The following is a 19,436-nucleotide window of genomic DNA, read 5'->3' as shown; positions in this document are numbered from 1 at the left end:
CGGAGAGAGCCAATAACACAACGATCTCCGCCTTAACTGTTTACTTTCTTATTTTATTCATTTAATATTTTCATATTAAAAAAATACCAGAGCAATATTGATCCATATGCAATCTCTTAAAGTAGCATCTTTATTTTCTGGAATAGGAGGCTTTGAAAAAGGAATATTTGATGCAGCCAACGAGTTTGATATTTCAATTGAACTTATTTTTGCATCTGAGATTGAAAAAAATGCATGTAAAATATACAAGAACCATTTCGGGAGTGCGCATTTACATGGTGACATTACAACTATCTCTTCTTCAAGAATACCCGACCACAACATCCTCTGTGCAGGATTCCCCTGTCCCTCTTTCTCTCAGGCAGGAAATAGAAAAGGTTTTGATGACTGCAGAGGGCAATTATTCTTTGAGGTTTGCAGAATCTTACGGGATAAAAAACCTGAATATTACCTGCTTGAAAATGTCAAGAACCTGGTCAATCACAACGAAGGGCGAACCATTGAAAGAATTGCTCAGATCATCGGGGAACTGGGGTACAGTTTTGAGTTCCAGGTACTTAATACGAGGGACTTTGGAATCCCCCAAAATAGAGAAAGAACTATCATTACAGGATATCTTAGAGGAAGCTCCGGATCAGAAATACTTCCTATCCTATCAAGCGAAAGAGTATATTCTAAACCGGATTGGGGCGGCTCAGAAAAAGGGGAATGGTTTTGGGGTGAAGATTATTGCTCTACCCTCACCAAGAACTATTCCAAAGGCGTCCATTGCGGAGGCGAAACTTATGTACTCCATGGAAATGTAGTTTTGCCGGAAGATTACATTCTTTTTTACATCGATTCGAATACTGGCGAAGCCTATAATGGAACAAATACAGATCCCAGGAACAAAGATGATGAAAGGATAGTAATCTGTCCTTACTGTGGTGTAGAGTTTGGTTCAGATGCCTGTAAATGCCTTGGTATATCCTCTATATTCGACACTGGAGACCATGAACATATATTCTTAAGGCGATTGACACCACTCGAGTGCGAACGCCTTCAGGGATTTCCTGATAATTGGACAAAAGGAATTTCTGATACAGCACGATACCAATGTCTTGGTAATGCTGTGCCTCCTGTTCTGATAAGAGACGTTATGAAAAAGATAATCAGTAGAACAAAAATAAATTAACCAACCCTATAAAAAAATTTATATATTAGGTTTGTTGTGGCAATTTATATAGTAGACAGGGGTGATAACTATTATCAGTATCATGATCTGTCTACATATAGATATAGAAATCCAACTCCTGTTTGGATTTTTTATATATCTATATATGATAAAAAGAAAGAACAAATAGTAAATGCGATATAGAGTCATGTTATAAGCTAGATAGAGCATCAAATCTCTGCACTAGCTCATAGCATACGTAAACAAGAACAAAAGATTCAATTCTATAAATAGCGGAGATATTCGATATGAAATATACAAAAACCACAACTATAGCAATTGCTCTAATCACATTGGTTATCAGTTCTGCATCTGCAATACTTCTTTCAAACTCAGAAGGTGGCCATACTGAAGATATGTTCAACAAAACCATTCTCGGTGAATGGTGGTATCTTAACGGAAACGTAAAAATGGTTTCCGAAAATGGTACTGAAGAGGATCTTGCTTTTTATACGACTTTAGCTCACCAGGAAGATAATCGAAGTTTCTATCAGGATGGAATAAAAATTTCTGCAACTATGGCTTTTGATGGATTCTACTACGAAAATGGTTCTATATCACATCATTACGATGAAGCGTTCATACCACGTTCTATGCTTGAAGATTTTATAGCTATCGATACATCTTACGTAGACTATGAATTCCCAACAGAATACAGCTCAGGAGACATACAAGCAACTTATTCTGGATCCGCAGAAAATGGATATAAGCTAATCTATGACAATGGTGAAATTAAGATGAATCTTACTTTTATACCCAAAGTACCAGTAACAATTGACGATGCACAAACTCCCCTTAGATTCATCTCACTTGAGCAGGCGTATGGTAAGCTAACTGGAACAATTACCATTAATAGCACTACATACACAATCATCTGTAGTGATGCTTATATTGACCATATGATGCCCATGACCGATGGATATGGTTGGTCAATGGATTCCCACGGATGGGAATGGATCGAAGTCACAACAAAAAATTATCAGGGAATATTCTATGGTGTTCGAAGTCTTGAGGATGGCTATGATAGCTACTATTATAAGCACATAATCCTTCTCGATAAGCGTACAGGTAGAATTCTTGCAGACTATGCAGGTGATAATGTCACTGTTACAGAACGTAATTGGATATCAGAAGATGATCTAGGTCTTATAAGACCGGAGAAAGTAATAATCACAGCACCTGGACTTAAATGAAGGTCAATGCTAATCAGGTTGTTCAATTTGATTTTTCACAGCCATCAAACTCTGGGTTTATATATATTATGTCATTTGACGGTAATAATGATGCATCTATAAAATTCATGAATAAAACACAATGTGGTGATGGGTTCTTCGAGTATATGGTCAGTAACCTCGGTGCCTCAATGGCATCGACTACCACTCATACAAAGAATAATAAGAAATAAATTCTGAGATTATATAATTCTTCCTTCTTTTTTACCACTTATTCTCTCAAGTACAACTAAACATAAAACTCCATAAGTTTGTAAACTTACAAATTTTTAAATTTAGCATAGATCCATTACAATTTCTTGATATTGCACAACGTGTTCGATAATCACATCACATTAATAAACTTACGAATTTACGGCTTTGTAGAAATGCTCATTTGAACAATATATGTAACCTTGACATACCTGTCAAGGTTATGCACTAATAGTTTCAATTTAACTTCTTTTGCTTGATTCCAATACTTCTTTGCCTTTACTTCTTCCCCATATTTCCTTTTCAGAACAGAGAACATCGTTTCTACAAGGTTTCTGCAATGGTACAATAATTTCTCAAACTCATCGATCATTTTTCTACGATACTTACCCTTGATCTTCTTCCGTTTCCTCTGTCTTAGAGGAATCATGGCTATTGAATCTAGTTCTTCTCTTACTAGAGAATGTATTTCCTCAGAATCATAGCCTTTATCCATTACGTAGTAAATTGACTTACGATTTTTGTCACATTGCTTCAGCAATGTAATCGCATGCTTTGCATCATGCACAGGTTTGCCTGATATCTTAAAACCAGTGATAATGAACTTATCAGTATCAACAGAAATACTAACTTTCAGGAAAGAACTCCGTTTCTTTCCTGTTCTAAATGAGTAATAGTAACTACAATGGCCACTGGTAAATCCACTTGAATCAATAGCAGTAATTTCTATCTTTTCACCATGAGAATAGAAAAGTTTCAGTGTTTGTTGTAACAATGATTTGAAGTAAACTGATTTGAGTCTTGTAGTGAACTTGTGAAGTGTCGTAAAATGTGGAACTTGTTTTAGTCCTATTCTCAACTTCAATTTGTCCATTAATTCAACAAGTTCAACAATATCTCTGTAATCCTCATTTAGATATTCTTTCAACAAAACCAATGTCAATAGCTGGTGTTGTGTGTACTTTCTTTTGGAATACTTGCAACTATAGATCTTAAGGTGAGATTTACCCGATACAGCTAGAGCTGTATCAACAAACTTTAAGTACTTATTAGACAAAACACAATCATCCCCTTTGTGTTTTCTGTAGGAAGTAATACTCAGGGGACTTATCCTTTTTAAATTATTAGGTGAAAATAAAATCTAAAGTAGGTTTTCTACAGAGCCCGAATTTTGTTGCTTAAATAAACAGGATTTCGATAAACCTCCATTTTTAACCGATCGTTTATAAATGGTATATACGATATTTTTCAAATACCGGGGTTTTCCGAAATCCTCAATGATAAATTCAATTGGTATTGGAGCTGCAGTTTTTGGTGTAATTATTGTACTTCCTCCAAATTATCCGGTTGCTGCAATTATATTCAGGTTGCTAGTTACTTTCTTCTCTTCTACTTGCTTTCATAAGCACAAACAAAATGTAAAAATCTCTAAGTTTATACATTTCTAAACGTATAAATTCATAAATTCAGAAAAAGAAGGATCATATTTCAGATCCTTTAAAGTTTACCTGACAAAAGTGCCTGTTTCTGTTTTATTTCTTTTGTTTTCTCACTGAGAACAGATCCATAATCAGCAATAAAAACATTCATTATCCATCTATAGGCTACTGGTTGTTGTTTTGTCTGCAAAGCTATCATCAGAAGCTTAAGCATTTCTGCATATTCTGGACCTAATGTACAACCCGCGAATTTCCCAACATTTAGTCCTCTTGTTATTGCTGGAGCAATGAAAAATCCCATTCTGGCCAATCTTTGATTGCGTACTTCTTTATTTTCGTAATTAATTAATTTGTTTATCTCATCAACATCAAGAGCAAGTATCTTTTGTCTCCACTCAGCTTCTTCTCTAATAAGATTACCATAATCTTCGAATACTCTGATTATAATGTATTTTAAAGCAACAGCAGTTACTTGTGTTTCCAAGAGCATCATTAAATTCTCAACTGGCTCAATTTCATGCTCTTTTAGTTTGTAGCTAATTGTTATTCCTTTTTCACTACGTCTGGGGATATCAGATATAGAAAAAGATATGTTTTTCTTTGGATTATGAATTTGAGAAGCTGGTGTGGTTGATGATGATGTATCAATTTTATTGGATGGTATAGGCTCAGCTGTTGTTTCTTCCTTTACAGAGATTTCGTTTTCGGGCATAAGCTCATCAGTATGAGACCCAATGTCATCTTCTTCGATTGCTGTGTATTCTTGCTCTTCAACAATTGAAGATTCTGTTTCTTCACATTGTTTTTGTTGTCTTTTTTCAATAGCTTCACGCGAGAGTCCAAGTAAGTCGTCCAACTCATCACCAGTGCGATTAAATCCATTTTTAAAAGATGATGATTGTTTTTTCTTATTATCAGTCATTGCTTCCCTCCCACTTTTTGATTAGTTCTTCAGTGACTTTCATATATGCTTCGGCACCAGAGCTATGAGGATTATGTGAGAAAATTGATTTATTGGCAGGCATGCATTCTTTAAATGTTATATTTTTTGGAATTACTGTATCAAGAACCATTCCTTTTATTGCTTCGTGTTCTTTGATTGTTTCAAGTTCCTTAAAGAAATTGGTTTGAGGTTCTGCAACGGTTATTAGAATATGCCCAAAATGAAGTTTTGGATTGACTGTCTCTTTGATTCTTTTAAACTCTTTGAACATCGTAGCTATCTTCTTGTAACTTGCATACGATTCAATAGGCATAATGAGTGTATCAGACAATACAAGAGCACCTGAAGATAATCGGGTTCTTTCCGGAGCAGAATCCAAAATCACATAATCATATTTACTTGAGTCTAACTTCCCGAAAAGATCAGATAATTGTAGAATTCCAAGTTCATCTTGACGCAGCTGGTTATCAATTCGATCCAATTTCTCATCAGCAGGGATCACATCAACATTTTCTGCAGTAGACGGATATGTACATATAGACAAATCCTGCTTGTCAAATCCATCTGTAAGTGTTTTGAATTCAGACAGTTCATTCGGGAGCAAATATGCAGTAAGATCAGCTTGTGGATCAAGATCAATTGCTAATACCTTATATCCTTTTAATCCTAGAGCAGCTGCTATATTTACTGCAGTTGTTGTCTTACATGCTCCTCCTTTTCGATTAATTACCGTCACTTTTTTTGTCATCAGTTCACCCTGGATATTTTGTAATGGGTTATTATGAGAGTTTAGTATATATTTCTACTGCCTAATTAGAGTAATTTTCCAATCACTAAATTTACAAACTTACAAACATTCAAGTTTTATGTTCTGGTAATTCTACTATTTTCTTGTTTTACTATCTTCCAATATTACTTATTTTTTTTTAAGTTTGTATATTTAAAAATTTATATGTTTTTAAATTTAAAAGTATCTTCATTTTTAAATACATAAACGTGTTTACTTAAATTGAATTTCAATTATCGTCCGATTGTTCTTGTTTTTGTAGGTGATGCTTTTTGTTTGCGTATTTATAAGTTTAAACGTTTATTTGTTTGTGTATTTTAAAACTTAATCATTTACATGTTTCTATATTTTATGTTACTCAAGTACTTGCGTTTGTTTTTTCATCCTCTGTTCTCTATACATGACAATCTTAACGTTTGCAAATTTAAAAATTTAACAATATTTATACTATTAAATCCCTTGATATGTAAACATATAATTTGAATACTAAATTAAAGCAATTCATTAATTATTCTCATGTCTTCGCTAGTGCTTTCAAATAGCTTCATTTTGGATAAAATCCTTCAAAAACAGCACGTAACTTTATACACTACCAGTCCACACCCAACATGATTATTTAGCAAGTTGTTAGTTATGCAAACGATTGTAATAATTTCTAGTATAACCAAACTGTTTATGTATCATGTTAAATATATTGTAGATAAGTGGGATTGGTTAGTTGATACAAGGGTTTAGCATTGGGCAATAGTAACTCCTTGAAATAGTATTAACTGTATCAATTTAGGCTTTGTCGAGATCCTATTGAGATCAATATTATTCCCCTCAAAAGATTGTTTTTATCGAAAATAATCAATCGAAGTCGTCGTAGTATGGAATTAACCAGTAGTCAAATAATTGAATTAATCAATAGCAATGTCCTTCCTAATGATATAAAGCATTCCTTCATCTACTGGTATAAGAAGATAATTAGGCAGGGTGAAGACATCAGAATAGGGCCGCAAATCATTACGATGCCATTTGAAGGGATGATTGTTTTCGTTGATCTTGCCCCTCATGCGAATTGGGCGCATCCATGCTTATACCTACTCATCAATATCAGATCTCTTGATGTAAAAATCATTGAAGCATCTTTTCCACTCAGTATCGAACAATCTGATGATAACTATACTATAATTCTTCGCTTCGGGCAGATACTATCGAATTAACGCTATTTCAACATATTTGATAAGTAAACCATATACGAGAGGAGATTAACATGAAATTGGATGAAAATGTCAAATCGCAAATTGAAAAAGATGCTATAAAAGCCATTAAAAAACTGAAAATTGACAAAACAACTAATCTTCATATACACGATGAGATATTAGCAGCCGGAGAGAAACTCAAAGCAGCCTCTTTAGAGGTGTCTATCGAGCGTAAGACTGCTTTTGTCTTCGTTGACCTTGCTCCCACATGCAACTGGGCACACCCCTGTGAGTATCATCTATACGACGCTACGAATGGAACGTTGTATAAGAAGGTCCATGCATCCCTACCACCTTCTAATCTTCTCCATGATAAGAAGATAATGACTTCATTCCATATGCCAGTGAAGATGATCGCAACTCAGAAAAGACATATTTCTTGGAAGTGTATTTCGCCAATTACAAATGCCATGAGTACAGCTCCCGGTGAACGCTATGCAATACTGTTCGCTGGTCTCGCCCAGAACCGTCACACGAATGATTTAGAGTTCCTTTACCGGACACTCATCGATGATTACGGATATAATCCAGCTAATATCCATGTATGTAACCATGATGGTACCTTGAATTACTTCCTGAATAATGCCACCACCGGCCAAATCACGACGACACCAATAGGTACTAATCTGGGAAATTGGCCAGATAATAATGAACCGTATAATACACCATACAGGATGGTTGTTAACCATCCAGGAACGAGGGCCGGATTCCAAGCTGCCTTAAATGCCATCAGCAACCAGATCCAACCGGAAGACTTTCTTTTCATTCATACAAATAATCATGGTGGGGGACCCTGTGATGGTGTAAATGACTACTGTATGTTTGAGTATGATGCAAATGTTAGTTGGAATCCCTATTATGTAAATGATTTCATCACTGATCTGGGAACTTTGCCTCAGTTCGAGGTATTGCTAGTGATGATGGAACAATGCAGATCTGGTGGTTTCATCAATACTGTTATCAACAACAGTCCTGCAAAATGGACCCATATCACAACCGCTGTCACAGAAAACGATTATTCATTAGGAGGCGATCTTTTTGATCCATTCGCTGAGGACTGGATCGCTGGAATCCATGGGCAGTATCCAAATGGCAATGGACTCAATCAAACCGTTGACACAAACAGCGATGGGCGTATCTCAGCAACCGAAGCCTTTCATTATGCGGATGCTGTTCATACTTATAATGGCTTCGTAGAAAGATTTTGTCCCCCACCCAATGGAACTCCATTAAGGGATGGTGACACCCCGACATCATCCGATTCTCCTAGCGGCTACGGAGCATACATTTTTCTTGGATTCCCCGCTCACGATCTATTCCTGCGCGACAATCTGGAGGATCATGGACGTGAGCCTCTTATAAGTGGATCAATTTCATGTAGTCCAGACATAATTATCTTCCAGAATGAACTTCTCGATCCAGAGGCAGAACTATGTAATCCAGCAGCACAGCAGAGCGATACTCTTGGAGAACCAGTAGAATCTGGACAGGACAATTTCATCTACCTGAGAGTTCAAAATCGCGGTACTCAACCCACAGGTGGGACAGCAAGGGTGTTCTGGACAGATTCATCATCGTTCCCAACACCCTTACTCTGGAAAGAAATCACCGATCCTGTAAATCCAATTACTATCCCGGATATTAATCCGCAGGAGATGAAAGTTGTTGGTCCAGTAGTATGGAAGAATCAAGATATTCCTCATGTTGCTCCAGGTCAAATAGCACATTATTGTTTTATTGGCCTAATCAATAGCGGTAATGATCCTGCTCCTGACCCGAAAACAACAATCCATACCTATGATGAATACTACAACTTCATTTGCCTATGCAATAATGCTACATGGAAAAACTTCGATGTAACTAATATATTCAAGGATTCGATAACAAATATGAGTTTTGCAATCCAAGGATGGCCCAAAACCACGCTTTCTGCAGATCTGATGATTGATCTTTCCCAACTACCACATGATATACAGGTAACACTTCGAATCCTAAAACGTCTGAGTTCCTCTGCTTCGCTTGAAAATGCACAACTGATACAAGAATCTGCAACACATCAAAAATACCAGTTAGTTGCAGGCAAGCAGGCTTTCCTTCGCAAGATGAATCTGAAGGCATCCGACAAGTGCCAAGCCACACTTGAGATTATCGCTCCGCAGCAGATTGCTGATGGTAACTATCGTTTGTCAATTGCAGAGCTAATTGATGGAAAAGAAATGGGACGGGTTACACGAATGCTGGCTGTTGGACAATATCCTTATATGGGTAACCAACGGACACATGAAGTTCACGTAGCGAACTGTGATTGGGCAGCCAAGATCAGCAAGCGTAATAAGAGAGCATATCAAGAACTTGAGCAAGCATTGAAACATGGATATAATGGTTGTCTTTTCTGTTTGCCTGAATATAACAAAGAAAAAATTTAACATTTTAAGCAGAAGTCCCCTTTCTCGAAGCGTAGCGATTTCGAGATGAGACAAGCACTCTTAGGAAGCTCCTTCCTCAAATCACCTTCGGTGATTAGGGAGGAGTATTTCACCCAACTTTGGTATTATTGTCACTCTTTTGTTGAATGGCACTATTGTTCTCATTTAAATATATAATAGTATAAGTTTATAAAATCATAAATTTACAAATCTATAAACTTCTAGATTTATCTACCTATTATATTTTTAAATGTGTACGTTTATAAATCTAAATGTTTAAAGATATAGATGTTTTTAAAATGAATGCTTTTAGACTCCAATAATCTATCATTTTCTTATAGCAGTAAAATCATAGCCTAATCTGCCAATACTTCACCTAAATATCCTGCTAGATCTATCAAATATCATCAGTCTATCACTCGCAGTATCATTACAAACCCATAATTTTAAAAATTCACAAATTTATAAATTTAAAGTTTCAACATAATTTCTGCTATATTTTCTAGTAAGTATCTCCTCAACTGACAAATTAATATAATATAACCAACAAAATTGTAAGTATCTTCTATGGTTGTGGGGTGTATTTTACGATGGAAGAAAGTGAAACTTTTAATGATTTGAAAAAATAATGTCACGCATGGAAAATTGAAGGTTCTTTACTGAGGACAATTCATGCCCTACTTGGAATTGCGGCAATTGTTTCTTCATTACTTGTGGCAGCTAAAATTAATTCTTTTGAATCTGAACAAATTGAATGGCTGGCATTTCTAGCAGCTGTTTCAGTCGGTGTATTGAATGGTTTTGATATTGGGTCGAAAGCAAATAGAATGAGAAGAGCATGGCGTAAACTAAATGCTGCTGTGCTTCGATATGAAGGAATTCCAGGTCAAGGGATAGAAAATGTTATAAAGGCCTATGAAGAAGGTGAAATGATAATCGGTGATGTAAAAGAAGAACCAAAGTGAGAATAAAACTGAGGAGAATGTGGTGGTATCAGCACTTCCATTGCAGAACTCTTAAAATCTACGATGACTCGAGTTTAGAAACCTACAAATTTACAAATCTATCAACTTTAACATCTTTTGTCCTATTAGTTTTAGAATTGTACTTTCATTTTTACACGAATTGAGTTATAGACAATTTTATATAAAATAATAAATAATTATATCGTATGACAAAGTCTAAAGGAAATGTAGTTTTTGGTTTTCTTCTTGGTAGTGTCACAGGATTTTTGTTAAGACCAAGTGTTCCAGTAGTAGGACAACTGCCACTTGAAACAGTACTCACAAGAGGGTCTGAACTAAGAGGATTTGAGACTATGCTAATACCATATGCTGAGACATCTTTTAATTATGTTTTAGCCGGAGCTATAGTGGGAGCCTGTTTGTTTTGGTTTGTCAGTAAAAAATAAATAATTACATAGCCTTGGATAAATAAGAACTACTAAATCCAGATGCTTATGGATTTTCTAAACCATCTTCATGGTACATTGGATTCATATCGATGATATGAACAAATATAAACAACTCCTATTTACATTATCTACTAAATGATATATTGAAGAAATCAACAATTGGCAATATATCACTACAACATGTTTTTTGAATCAAAAAAAAAGAAGATCTAGTCCTCAATATCCCATTTTTCAATATTCCATTTTGATCTGATTTCCTTTATTGCTTTCCTTGCACAATCCTGCATGTCTTGATCAGGACAATCAAGATACGTTTCTAAATGGTTTAATGATTGCACATAACCAATATGTGCAAGAGCATCCATTACACGCATGATAACCCAATTTTCAGGATCATCAAGAGATTTTACCAAAGCATGTATTCCTTTGATGCTACCAATTTGATCAAGTGCTATAACTGCAGCATAACGCACATCACCATGTAAATCCTTTAGAGCAGGTACTATAGAATCAATTACTTCTGGATTTCCCATAAGACCCAATCCTTGGATTGCAGCCATCCTAACTCCTTCATAAGGATGTTTAGTATAACCTATCAGAGTATCAATTGAACTAAAATCTTTAAAATGACCAAGGGATATACAAGCAGCTTCTTTATTAACTAAACTGTTTCGACTCAGCTCTTGTTGGATGATCTTTAAAGTGGTTGGATCTCTTATCTTACCCAAAGATATCAAAGCTTCTTCCTTTACCCTTTCATCTTTATCCCTTTTTAAAACAGAAATTAACGGATTTACAGCATCGTAACAACGCAGTTCACCCAAAACATATACAGCATCTTTTCTAATTTGATCATCTCTATTTTCAAGACAAAAAAGCAAGGCACGTAATGCAGCTGGTGTACCAAGTTCCGCAAGAGCCATTATAACATGACAGCGAACTATTGCTGATGGATCTTTAATCTTTTTGTATATAGGCTCGAATAGATCCGGATCCTTGAATTCACCAAGACATTTAATAGCAGTAGCTCTAACATTTCCATTGTTATCTTCAAGCATATCTATTAACAAAGGAACAGCATTTTCATCTCCAAGTAATGCAATCTCTTCTATAGCTTTTCTTCGATCTGTAGCAGAAGAAGATATGAGTTTTCCTAATAGACTGTCAAGGGAAGGAATAAAATCAAAGGTTTCGACAAGCTCTTCGTCCTGGTAGTGTGCACATATCTGAGTATCTCCGAATTCTTCATATTCTCCAAGAGTTCTTTTTCCTTTTTCTGTGATTCTCACAGTAGGATGAAAGCCACCACTATTTACCAAATATCCTTCTTGCATCATCTCATCAATAGTCCCCATTATCATCTCATCAGATACTCCCTTTAAGGAACCGTAAACAAACAGTTTTTGATGTCCATATTGCTCAATCTTTTTCATTTTACGGCCTTGTAGAATATTCTTGATCTGCTGTCTTCCAAATGGAGGATTTTGAAGAAGATTAACACATCTAAATAAGTTTATTCTGATAATATCCTTTTCTATCATCGAATCTGCATTCTCTGAAGGAACTGAATAGTTGCCTTCGACGGGACGAACTTTAGAATTATTGAACTCATTGTCTTTTCTATCTCTATAACTATACTGTTCAGTCCTGGACATGGATTTAGTTGAATAATCAGGCTCAAATTTAGACCTAAACTCTTTCCATCTATTTTTCCTTCCCCCACAGGATTCATGGTGACATGCTGCAATAACCTTACCGTTAGTAAATTGTATTGCATAAGCTCCATCTACATGGGCATCTGAAAATGGACATTTTCGAAGTACATATATGTCAGAATTTTCAACCCATTTCTGATGCCTAGCCTCAATATTATGTTCTTCTAACCATTTCCCGAGCACAAACGTAGGATAATTTTGATTATACCTATTTCCATAATTAACATACTTGGAACCATCATCAACTGATTCTTCTTCAGTTGACACGATATTCGCAAGTTTTTCAAGTAAAGAAATGTCTATGATTTTAATCTCTGCTGGTTTAGAGATTATTTTTGATCTTCGATGAGGTCTTGCTGGAATACTATCTCCTTTACGGGATACAGTTCCGTATAGTTTCCAGATCCTTGAAGCATTATAAACAGTAGTATCAACTTTAGATTCTTCATTCGTATGGAACAAAGCAATTGCTGCAATGCACTTCTTTAAAAGATATGTATTTTCAGCAGTGTTATCCAGATCAATTCTATAGAGAAGATGAGCCCCATTGCCACTATCAGCCTTTATTGGTTCGGGGAATCCCATTTCTGCCAACCAATCTGCAATTCTACTAGCTTTTTTAAGGGCCAATTCATGCTCTTCATTTGAAGATGAAATCTCAGATGGTCGTTCTGGATCTATATCAATTGGTAGCCAGCGTCTTTTGATAACGTTCTGATCCCCTGTACCCGCACCACTCTTTGCACAATCTATACGATTAGCTTTTCTTGCAAACAAAGCAGGATCGATCCGATTCAATACTACATATATCCCTTTCACATCAGGATCAGTATCCATTGCATCAGCAACTTTTATCAGAGCATCAAAATCTTTATAGAAACCGTTTTTTGTAGGACACCGATTATTATTATACAGGCCCCTGATCTCTACAACCTGGTCTTTTTCGAAAAGTGTCTCGATTGCTTCTTTTATGTAAATTCCTCTTTTTCTGGTACCGTTTTCTGTCTGAGACATGGTAATCATCCTCTTATATTTTTTATGTTATAACTAACCCGGTCGCAATATAAATATTTCGAATAAAATATAATGAAAGAGGTTTTCACGTCTCTCTGTTCTCGGTCATATTTTTTTCTAATTTTTGGCACAAATTTTCCCATCTCCTTCCCCACAAAAAAACATACTTCCTTTCGATATGTATATAAGTAACTTTGTAACATATAGTAAATTAGACTACCCCTAACGGGAAGTGCAGTTCAGCGATGAATCACTTCCCTTTGGGTAAGTGGTTTGTCGCTTCTAAGGAGAAATCTATATGAGCGACATTTTTGCAAAATTTGTAAGTGGAAACGTAGTTGAACAACTTCTTGCATCCGGCAAGCTGAATGATTTCGAGAGAGCATTTGTTCTGCAGGGCGGATGCCCAATGTCAAAGCTTTCCTCGACAGATAGACTTCAGGCAGATCCAATGTTTAATCTTGTTCCACAAACCCATTGTGACAAGATTGCAGGGACGGAAGAATCTATTCCCCGTGGATTAGGTTCATTCAAGCTATCTGGAACAGATTCATTCTTCGATGATGAGTCAAATCGAGAAGATGATACATCTGCAATAAGTGCTGATTGGGAACGAGAGAACGTATCTTTTTCTTCATTCGAGGAAATGGGTGCTTTCTTTGAGGCTCAAAAAAGATCTACTGATCTTGAGCACATGTCCTTGTACGAACTAAAATATCGTACAGGTTCATCTGTTCCAACAGACCAAAGAATAATAGCTCCCTCAGAGATAATTCTCAAGAAGCTTGAACAGGCCCAATCTAATGCAAAGGAATCTGTTAAATTTCATGTATGTTCCGAATACATGAAGAGAAAATTCCCAGAGCTAAAAGACAAACTTGAAAGATGTCACCTTTGTCAAAAGGTAGCAGCTTTAGGAATGCAGATGTTTCAGGCCACTGGTTCCCGAGAAAACAAGCAAGTGATTAACGCAAGCATTATGCATGTTGATCCCGATAAAGAACTTGCAGTTCTAGGAAACGTTGTTTCTTCCTGTAAGTTCATTCAGCGATCTGCAATTCTTGAAGAAATTGCTACTATCTTTGAACGAGAGTTCAAAGTTGGTAGAATTCTGAATGAAATTCCGTTCAAAATAGAATGGGAATCGATTCAGAAAAGGATTTCATCACTTCAGGAAGATGTCAATACTATCGGAAGTATTGATATGTCCAAAAATGCTTCCGGACAGTCCGAGTTTAGCAGATTCCAGGAGCATTTACTTCACAGGGCTATGAATATCCCAACCACCAAAGTATTGGTTGAGAAGTGCATAGCTTCTGCAAAGAGGATTTACGCAAAAGCTGGTAAGGAGTTGTCTAGCAAGCAACTACAATATATCGAACGCCACATCCAAGTAGTAGCAAAATTCTACTTGAAGAGATACTACTTGATGACAAACGTTCGTTGGAGAGCACCTGCAGGAAAGAATCTGTACGGTAATATACATGTACACGATACGCCTGTTGTTTGTACCAAGTGCCACCACCAATGGCAATGTCAAGGTGCAATAATCTCTCCATATGTTCATCTTGACTATCCTCTTAATCAAAGGAAAGTCAAAGCTACTGCATAGTTAGAGGTTCCGACCTCTTACCCTTTTTTTCTAAATAGATACAACAAAAAAAACAAACATTCTATACTAAAAATAAAAGTGATAACTATGATAACAGCAACAGCCATGGATATTCAGAAAATTTTTACCGAAAAGGGTATTGAAACTGATATCAATCAAATTGAAACAAACTTGAATAAATTGATCAATCTTGGTGTACCAGTAGAAGATGCAAAAAAATCAGTAATAAAAAAGATAGCTTCAGAAAAAAATGTAGAACTATCTGCACCCAGCTCCAACAATGTCAGTATTGGTGAAATATATTCAATTCCACCCAAAAAATGGGTAAATGTAAGAATAGCAGTAACAAACCTTGGTGCTGATGGTGAAAAGTACAAACAAAGAGGTGTAATTGGCGACGAAACGGGAACTATCAACTTCATTTCAAGCAACAATGTTCCTTTTACACTTGAAGTAGGAAAATCATATCTGCTTGAAAATGTAATCACAGGAACTTTCTACAACCAGCCACAAATCAGTCTCAATAAATCCAGTAAAGCAACTATTCTCAATGAAATAATTGAGACCAAGGCGTTTACTAAATCTATTGAAGGTGCAATTGTCTCAGTATCTTCAGGTAGTGGTCTGATTAAAAGATGCCCAACATGCAAAAAAGTTCTTAGTAAAGGTGCCTGTTCAGAACATGGAAAAATAGACGGAACCTATGATCTAAGAATTAAGGCTACATTAGATGATGGAGAAAACACATACACCATTCTACTCCAGAAAGAGCTAACAGAAACTCTGACCGGAATTGACCTCAATAGAGCAATTGCAATGGCCGCAGATGCCTTAGACCAGAAAGTTGTAATGGAAGAAATTGAAAAAATGATTATTGGAAGATACTACAGGGTAGAAGTAACTCCAGTATCTGAACTAATGATCGTCAAGGGAATCGACTCACTTACAGGACAAATGATCAATCCACTTAAAGTATAAAGGAAGTAATTCACATGTCATCAATACAGAAATTCGCAAGAGAACCAGCGAAAAGAGTTCTTGCAGTCGAACTATCAAGGATAAAAGAATCTTCAATAATAGAACTTGAAGACGGAAAAACAAAGAATTTAATTGAAACTGAAGCAGGAACTCAACTGAACAGGGTTTTCATAGTGGGTATCCTCACCGAAGTCGAAAGTAGTAAAAAAGACAATGCGATAACAATGAAAGCAAGGATAAATGATATGACTGGTAATTTCATTGTTCATGCTGGACAATACCAGCCAGAAGCCGCCGCTTTCCTGCAGGCAAATATGAATAACAACATAATTGTTGCTGTCATAGGAAAAGTAAACATCTACACCCCAGCTGATGATCCAAACACGAAAATCCCCATCATTCGGCCAGAATTCATTACCCTATCCGACAAGGATACCCGTAATTATTGGATACAGGAAGCAATTACAAAATTAGAACAGAATATAAAAACAAAGGGTATTGAAGATTCATACTACACTACAAAAATAGAAACTGTAAAGAATTTCCTTATGGAAAATTCTTTACCATCTTCAAAATCATCAGAAACCATACCACCCAAAATACCAATCACAGCTTCACAGCAGGAACAGACACAGAGTACCAGCTCACAAAACCCTGAATCAATTCATAGTTCATCAAAACTAGCAGTTCTTGATAATGGCCTGACAGAACAGGAAAACTATGCTCTCGAACTCATTTGTGAAAAAGGAAATGGTAAAATCGTAAGTGTAGCTTCAATAATGAAAGAAATGGAAATTGGGCAAACTGAGATTGAAGCAATCCTTCATTCACTTCAAGTAAAAAAACTAATCACCAGAAAAATGCCTGCATTTGTTGAGCCAGTTACTAATTTCAGTCAAGTTCCAGTGTAAAGAAACATAGACAGGTGAACAAAATGTCAGTAAACAGTTTTAGTGGACTTCTTGAGCATTTCGGACACTAAATTGAACTAAATCACGATACGCAGTCCCCGGTCTTCAGGCCGGAGAGGTTCACTTAGGATATTCCACACAATAATCAATACAAAAAAACGCATACATCCTAAAGATCATCATATAGGAGGTGCAATCCCAAAATAATCGATAGCATAACGATCAGACTGAATTCTTAATTTTGCGCTAAAAACGTCAGAAATGAAGGTAGTAAAAAAAGCTCGCTAAATCTGATGGCGAGCTCTACCAACAAGACAAATACCCTTTCGTCAAATCCAACTATATTTGAATTTAACGATTATAACAATAGTTAATATTGAATATCGTTAAAAACAACTACTAATTATGACCGAGCAAATATTCATCGTTGGAGGTGAAGTAGAACCTTCTTACTTTATCATTAAGGAGCAAGAAGACCACCGGTTTTAACCGGTGGATGAATTGCGTCCACAACAAAAAAGGCATATATTCTATGCAAACATACAACATTCTATCAAACTAACTATTTTGAATAGTGATTACAATGAAAAAAAGTTATAGATATCGAATCTATCCTAACAAAGAACAAAAGACTTTGTTAGAACAACACTTTGGAGGAACCCGATTCATCTACAACCGATCACTTTTCATTAAGAACCTTATGTATTCTAAGTTCAAAATTAACGTTACTGAAATTGACCTGAACAACAACCTGAAATTACTCAAGGAACTCCATCCATGGTTGAAGGACCAGAACTCACAATCCTTACAACAAGCTAACAAGAACCTATTAACCGGATTCAAGAACTTCTTTGAAGGGAATGGAGCATATCCTACCAGGAAGAATAAGAAAGACCAGAACTTCTCTTTTCAGGTTCCTCAAAACTACCAGATCAATCTAACTACATCAAAGATATATCTGCCTAAAATCGGTTGGATGAAGATAGTTCTTCATAGGGATTTCTTAGACAAAGAATTCATTGAGAATGAGCTTGTCACAAAAGAAGTCAATGGAGAAATTATCCTTGACCAGAAATTGAATCGGAAATTCGATATCTTCAAGACATTAACTGTTTCCAGAACATCAGCTGGAAGGTATCATGTAAGCATCCTGATAGATAACCATGTTCCTGAACCAGAACCCGTTGAATTTGATGAGAAGACAACGGTTGGTATTGATGTAGGTCTCAAATCGTTTGCTGCTCTTTCAACCGGTGAAATAATTGATAATCCAAGGTTCCTGAATACTTCTCTTGACAGACTGAAAAAACTACAAAGAGATGTAAGCAGGATGAAAAAAGGTTCAAGGAATAGAAAAAAAGCAGTATTGAAATTAGCAAAACATCATCAGTTGATTCAAAACCAGAGAAATGATTTCCAACATAAGCTCTCAATGAAGATAATTAGCGAAAGCCAAGCCACTTGTATTGAGGACTTGAATGTCAAAGGAATGGTCAGGAATCATTGTCTTGCTCAGAGCATCAGTGATGTTGGATGGTCTGAGTTCATCAGAAAACTTACCTACAAAGCAGAATGGTATGGAAAAACAATTCTACAAATTGGTAGGTTTGAAGCATCATCCAAGTTGTGTAATGTTTGTGGATACAAGAAGGATGACCTTACTCTTGACATAAGAGAATGGGAATGTCCTTCATGCAAGACATTACATGACAGAGACATAAATGCAAGTATCAACATCAAGAAAATTGCATTGAATAACTTAAGCACTGCAGGAACTGCAGGAAGAGCCTGTTGAAACTTATTAGAATACTACTATTGAGCAGGAAGCCACCGGATTTATCCGGTGGTAGTTCACACATATAGGTAGTTCACTGAAAGTAACTAAGGAATTCAAGGAGATTTACCAGAAACACTTATTACATATAAAATAAATTGACAACAGGGGATTACAGATGCAACCAGTATTTCAGGACAAAATAATTGAAGATGCACTACTGGATTACTTCAAAGCGAGAGCACATTCAAAAAAGATATTTTTCACACCGAAGGATATCTTTCCAAAAGAAAAAAGCAAGCCACTTTCTACAAAGATACGAACTCAAAGATGGTCTTTATCAGTGAATCTTCTAAAAGCTATCGAAGAAAAAAATAATATAGTAGGCAGTTTCAGAATTGATTTATTTAACAAATCTTCAAACAATTGTGTATATGAAGCAACTAAAGTTATCGAATAAAAATAAAAAAAGCATACACTTTTTGAGAGATAGCAAAAGTACAGCCGTTTTTTCCCCTATCTACCACCCAACTTGCTATTTC

General features: G+C 35.9%; 14 protein-coding genes. 10 read left to right on the top strand and 4 right to left on the bottom strand.

What is annotated here, in order from left to right; all coding sequences use genetic code 11:
- The first annotated feature begins 106 nt into the window (after nt 1-106).
- Complete coding sequence (gene dcm / locus METHO_RS13175) at nt 107-1,174, top strand: DNA (cytosine-5-)-methyltransferase (RefSeq protein ID WP_015313962.1); 1,068 nt, start codon at nt 107-109, stop codon at nt 1,172-1,174.
- Nucleotides 1,175-1,461: 287 nt separating this feature from the next.
- Nucleotides 1,462-2,406: a hypothetical protein gene (locus METHO_RS12925; RefSeq protein ID WP_048831382.1), complete on the top strand. Its 945-nt coding sequence runs from the start codon at nt 1,462-1,464 to the stop codon at nt 2,404-2,406.
- A gap of 391 nt (nt 2,407-2,797) precedes the next feature.
- Here METHO_RS12925 and METHO_RS12915 read toward each other — a convergent pair whose 3' ends face one another.
- The 3 genes from METHO_RS12915 to METHO_RS12905 form a co-directional block, all read right to left on the bottom strand.
- A complete protein-coding gene (locus METHO_RS12915; protein ID WP_015313961.1) occupies nt 2,798-3,694 on the bottom strand; it encodes an IS5 family transposase in 897 nt (298 codons plus the stop codon).
- 440 nt (nt 3,695-4,134) lie between these two features.
- Nucleotides 4,135-4,998, bottom strand: coding sequence for a hypothetical protein (locus METHO_RS12910; protein WP_015313960.1), 864 nt, complete (start codon nt 4,996-4,998; stop codon nt 4,135-4,137).
- Nucleotides 4,991-5,767 (bottom strand): ParA family protein, encoded by a 777-nt coding sequence (locus tag METHO_RS12905; protein WP_015313959.1) that lies wholly within the window; start codon nt 5,765-5,767, stop codon nt 4,991-4,993. The genes METHO_RS12910 and METHO_RS12905 overlap by 8 nt, the downstream gene beginning before the upstream one ends.
- Before the next feature lie 1,294 nt (nt 5,768-7,061).
- Here METHO_RS12905 and METHO_RS12895 point away from each other — a divergent pair.
- From METHO_RS12895 to METHO_RS12885, 3 genes are all read left to right on the top strand, one after another.
- On the top strand, nt 7,062-9,476 hold the full coding sequence (locus METHO_RS12895) for a C13 family peptidase (RefSeq protein WP_015313957.1): 2,415 nt from the start codon (nt 7,062-7,064) through the stop codon (nt 9,474-9,476).
- A gap of 713 nt (nt 9,477-10,189) precedes the next feature.
- Entirely contained in the window at nt 10,190-10,441 is a 252-nt protein-coding gene (locus METHO_RS12890; RefSeq protein ID WP_015313956.1) for a hypothetical protein, read from the top strand.
- Between the two features lie 206 nt (nt 10,442-10,647).
- Nucleotides 10,648-10,887: a hypothetical protein gene (locus METHO_RS12885; RefSeq protein WP_015313955.1), complete on the top strand. Its 240-nt coding sequence runs from the start codon at nt 10,648-10,650 to the stop codon at nt 10,885-10,887.
- A 212-nt stretch (nt 10,888-11,099) separates the two neighbouring features.
- On the opposite strand, the gene METHO_RS12880 is transcribed toward METHO_RS12885, so the two are convergent.
- Nucleotides 11,100-13,619, bottom strand: coding sequence for a HEAT repeat domain-containing protein (locus METHO_RS12880; RefSeq protein WP_015313954.1), 2,520 nt, complete (start codon nt 13,617-13,619; stop codon nt 11,100-11,102).
- 298 nt (nt 13,620-13,917) lie between these two features.
- Here METHO_RS12880 and METHO_RS12875 point away from each other — a divergent pair, with 298 nt between their 5' ends.
- The 5 genes from METHO_RS12875 to METHO_RS12855 all read left to right on the top strand — a co-directional run bounded on the left by METHO_RS12875 (nt 13,918) and on the right by METHO_RS12855 (nt 19,354).
- Nucleotides 13,918-15,231: a hypothetical protein gene (locus tag METHO_RS12875; RefSeq protein ID WP_015313953.1), complete on the top strand. Its 1,314-nt coding sequence runs from the start codon at nt 13,918-13,920 to the stop codon at nt 15,229-15,231.
- Between the two features lie 87 nt (nt 15,232-15,318).
- Nucleotides 15,319-16,209, top strand: a complete 891-nt coding sequence (locus tag METHO_RS12870) for a hypothetical protein (protein ID WP_015313952.1) — start codon at nt 15,319-15,321, stop codon at nt 16,207-16,209.
- Nucleotides 16,210-16,223: 14 nt separating this feature from the next.
- Nucleotides 16,224-17,120, top strand: coding sequence for a hypothetical protein (locus tag METHO_RS12865; RefSeq protein WP_015313951.1), 897 nt, complete (start codon nt 16,224-16,226; stop codon nt 17,118-17,120).
- Nucleotides 17,121-17,703: 583 nt separating this feature from the next.
- Complete coding sequence (locus METHO_RS12860; protein ID WP_015313950.1) at nt 17,704-18,915, top strand: RNA-guided endonuclease TnpB family protein; 1,212 nt, start codon at nt 17,704-17,706, stop codon at nt 18,913-18,915.
- Between the two features lie 157 nt (nt 18,916-19,072).
- Nucleotides 19,073-19,354 (top strand): hypothetical protein, encoded by a 282-nt coding sequence (locus METHO_RS12855; protein WP_015313949.1) that lies wholly within the window; start codon nt 19,073-19,075, stop codon nt 19,352-19,354.
- Nucleotides 19,355-19,436: the final 82 nt, after the last annotated feature.

This window comes from Methanomethylovorans hollandica DSM 15978 (genome assembly GCF_000328665.1).
In the GTDB taxonomy this organism is placed as follows: domain Archaea; phylum Halobacteriota; class Methanosarcinia; order Methanosarcinales; family Methanosarcinaceae; genus Methanomethylovorans; species Methanomethylovorans hollandica.
Note: the sequence above shows the minus strand (reverse complement) of the source record. Positions and strands in the feature narration are given on the sequence as shown.

Bases quoted from the DNA above. Each gene is read 5' to 3' on its own strand.
- dcm (WP_015313962.1), top strand. From the start codon at position 107: ATGCAATCTCTTAAAGTAGCATCTTTATTTTCTGGAATAGGAGGCTTT.
- METHO_RS12925 (WP_048831382.1), top strand. From the start codon at position 1,462: ATGAAATATACAAAAACCACAACTATAGCAATTGCTCTAATCACATTG.
- METHO_RS12910 (WP_015313960.1), bottom strand. From the start codon at position 4,998: ATGACTGATAATAAGAAAAAACAATCATCATCTTTTAAAAATGGATTT.
- METHO_RS12905 (WP_015313959.1), bottom strand. From the start codon at position 5,767: ATGACAAAAAAAGTGACGGTAATTAATCGAAAAGGAGGAGCATGTAAG.
- METHO_RS12895 (WP_015313957.1), top strand. From the start codon at position 7,062: ATGAAATTGGATGAAAATGTCAAATCGCAAATTGAAAAAGATGCTATA.
- METHO_RS12885 (WP_015313955.1), top strand. From the start codon at position 10,648: ATGACAAAGTCTAAAGGAAATGTAGTTTTTGGTTTTCTTCTTGGTAGT.
- METHO_RS12880 (WP_015313954.1), bottom strand. From the start codon at position 13,619: ATGTCTCAGACAGAAAACGGTACCAGAAAAAGAGGAATTTACATAAAA.
- METHO_RS12875 (WP_015313953.1), top strand. From the start codon at position 13,918: ATGAGCGACATTTTTGCAAAATTTGTAAGTGGAAACGTAGTTGAACAA.
- METHO_RS12870 (WP_015313952.1), top strand. From the start codon at position 15,319: ATGATAACAGCAACAGCCATGGATATTCAGAAAATTTTTACCGAAAAG.
- METHO_RS12865 (WP_015313951.1), top strand. From the start codon at position 16,224: ATGTCATCAATACAGAAATTCGCAAGAGAACCAGCGAAAAGAGTTCTT.
- METHO_RS12860 (WP_015313950.1), top strand. From the start codon at position 17,704: ATGAAAAAAAGTTATAGATATCGAATCTATCCTAACAAAGAACAAAAG.
- METHO_RS12855 (WP_015313949.1), top strand. From the start codon at position 19,073: ATGCAACCAGTATTTCAGGACAAAATAATTGAAGATGCACTACTGGAT.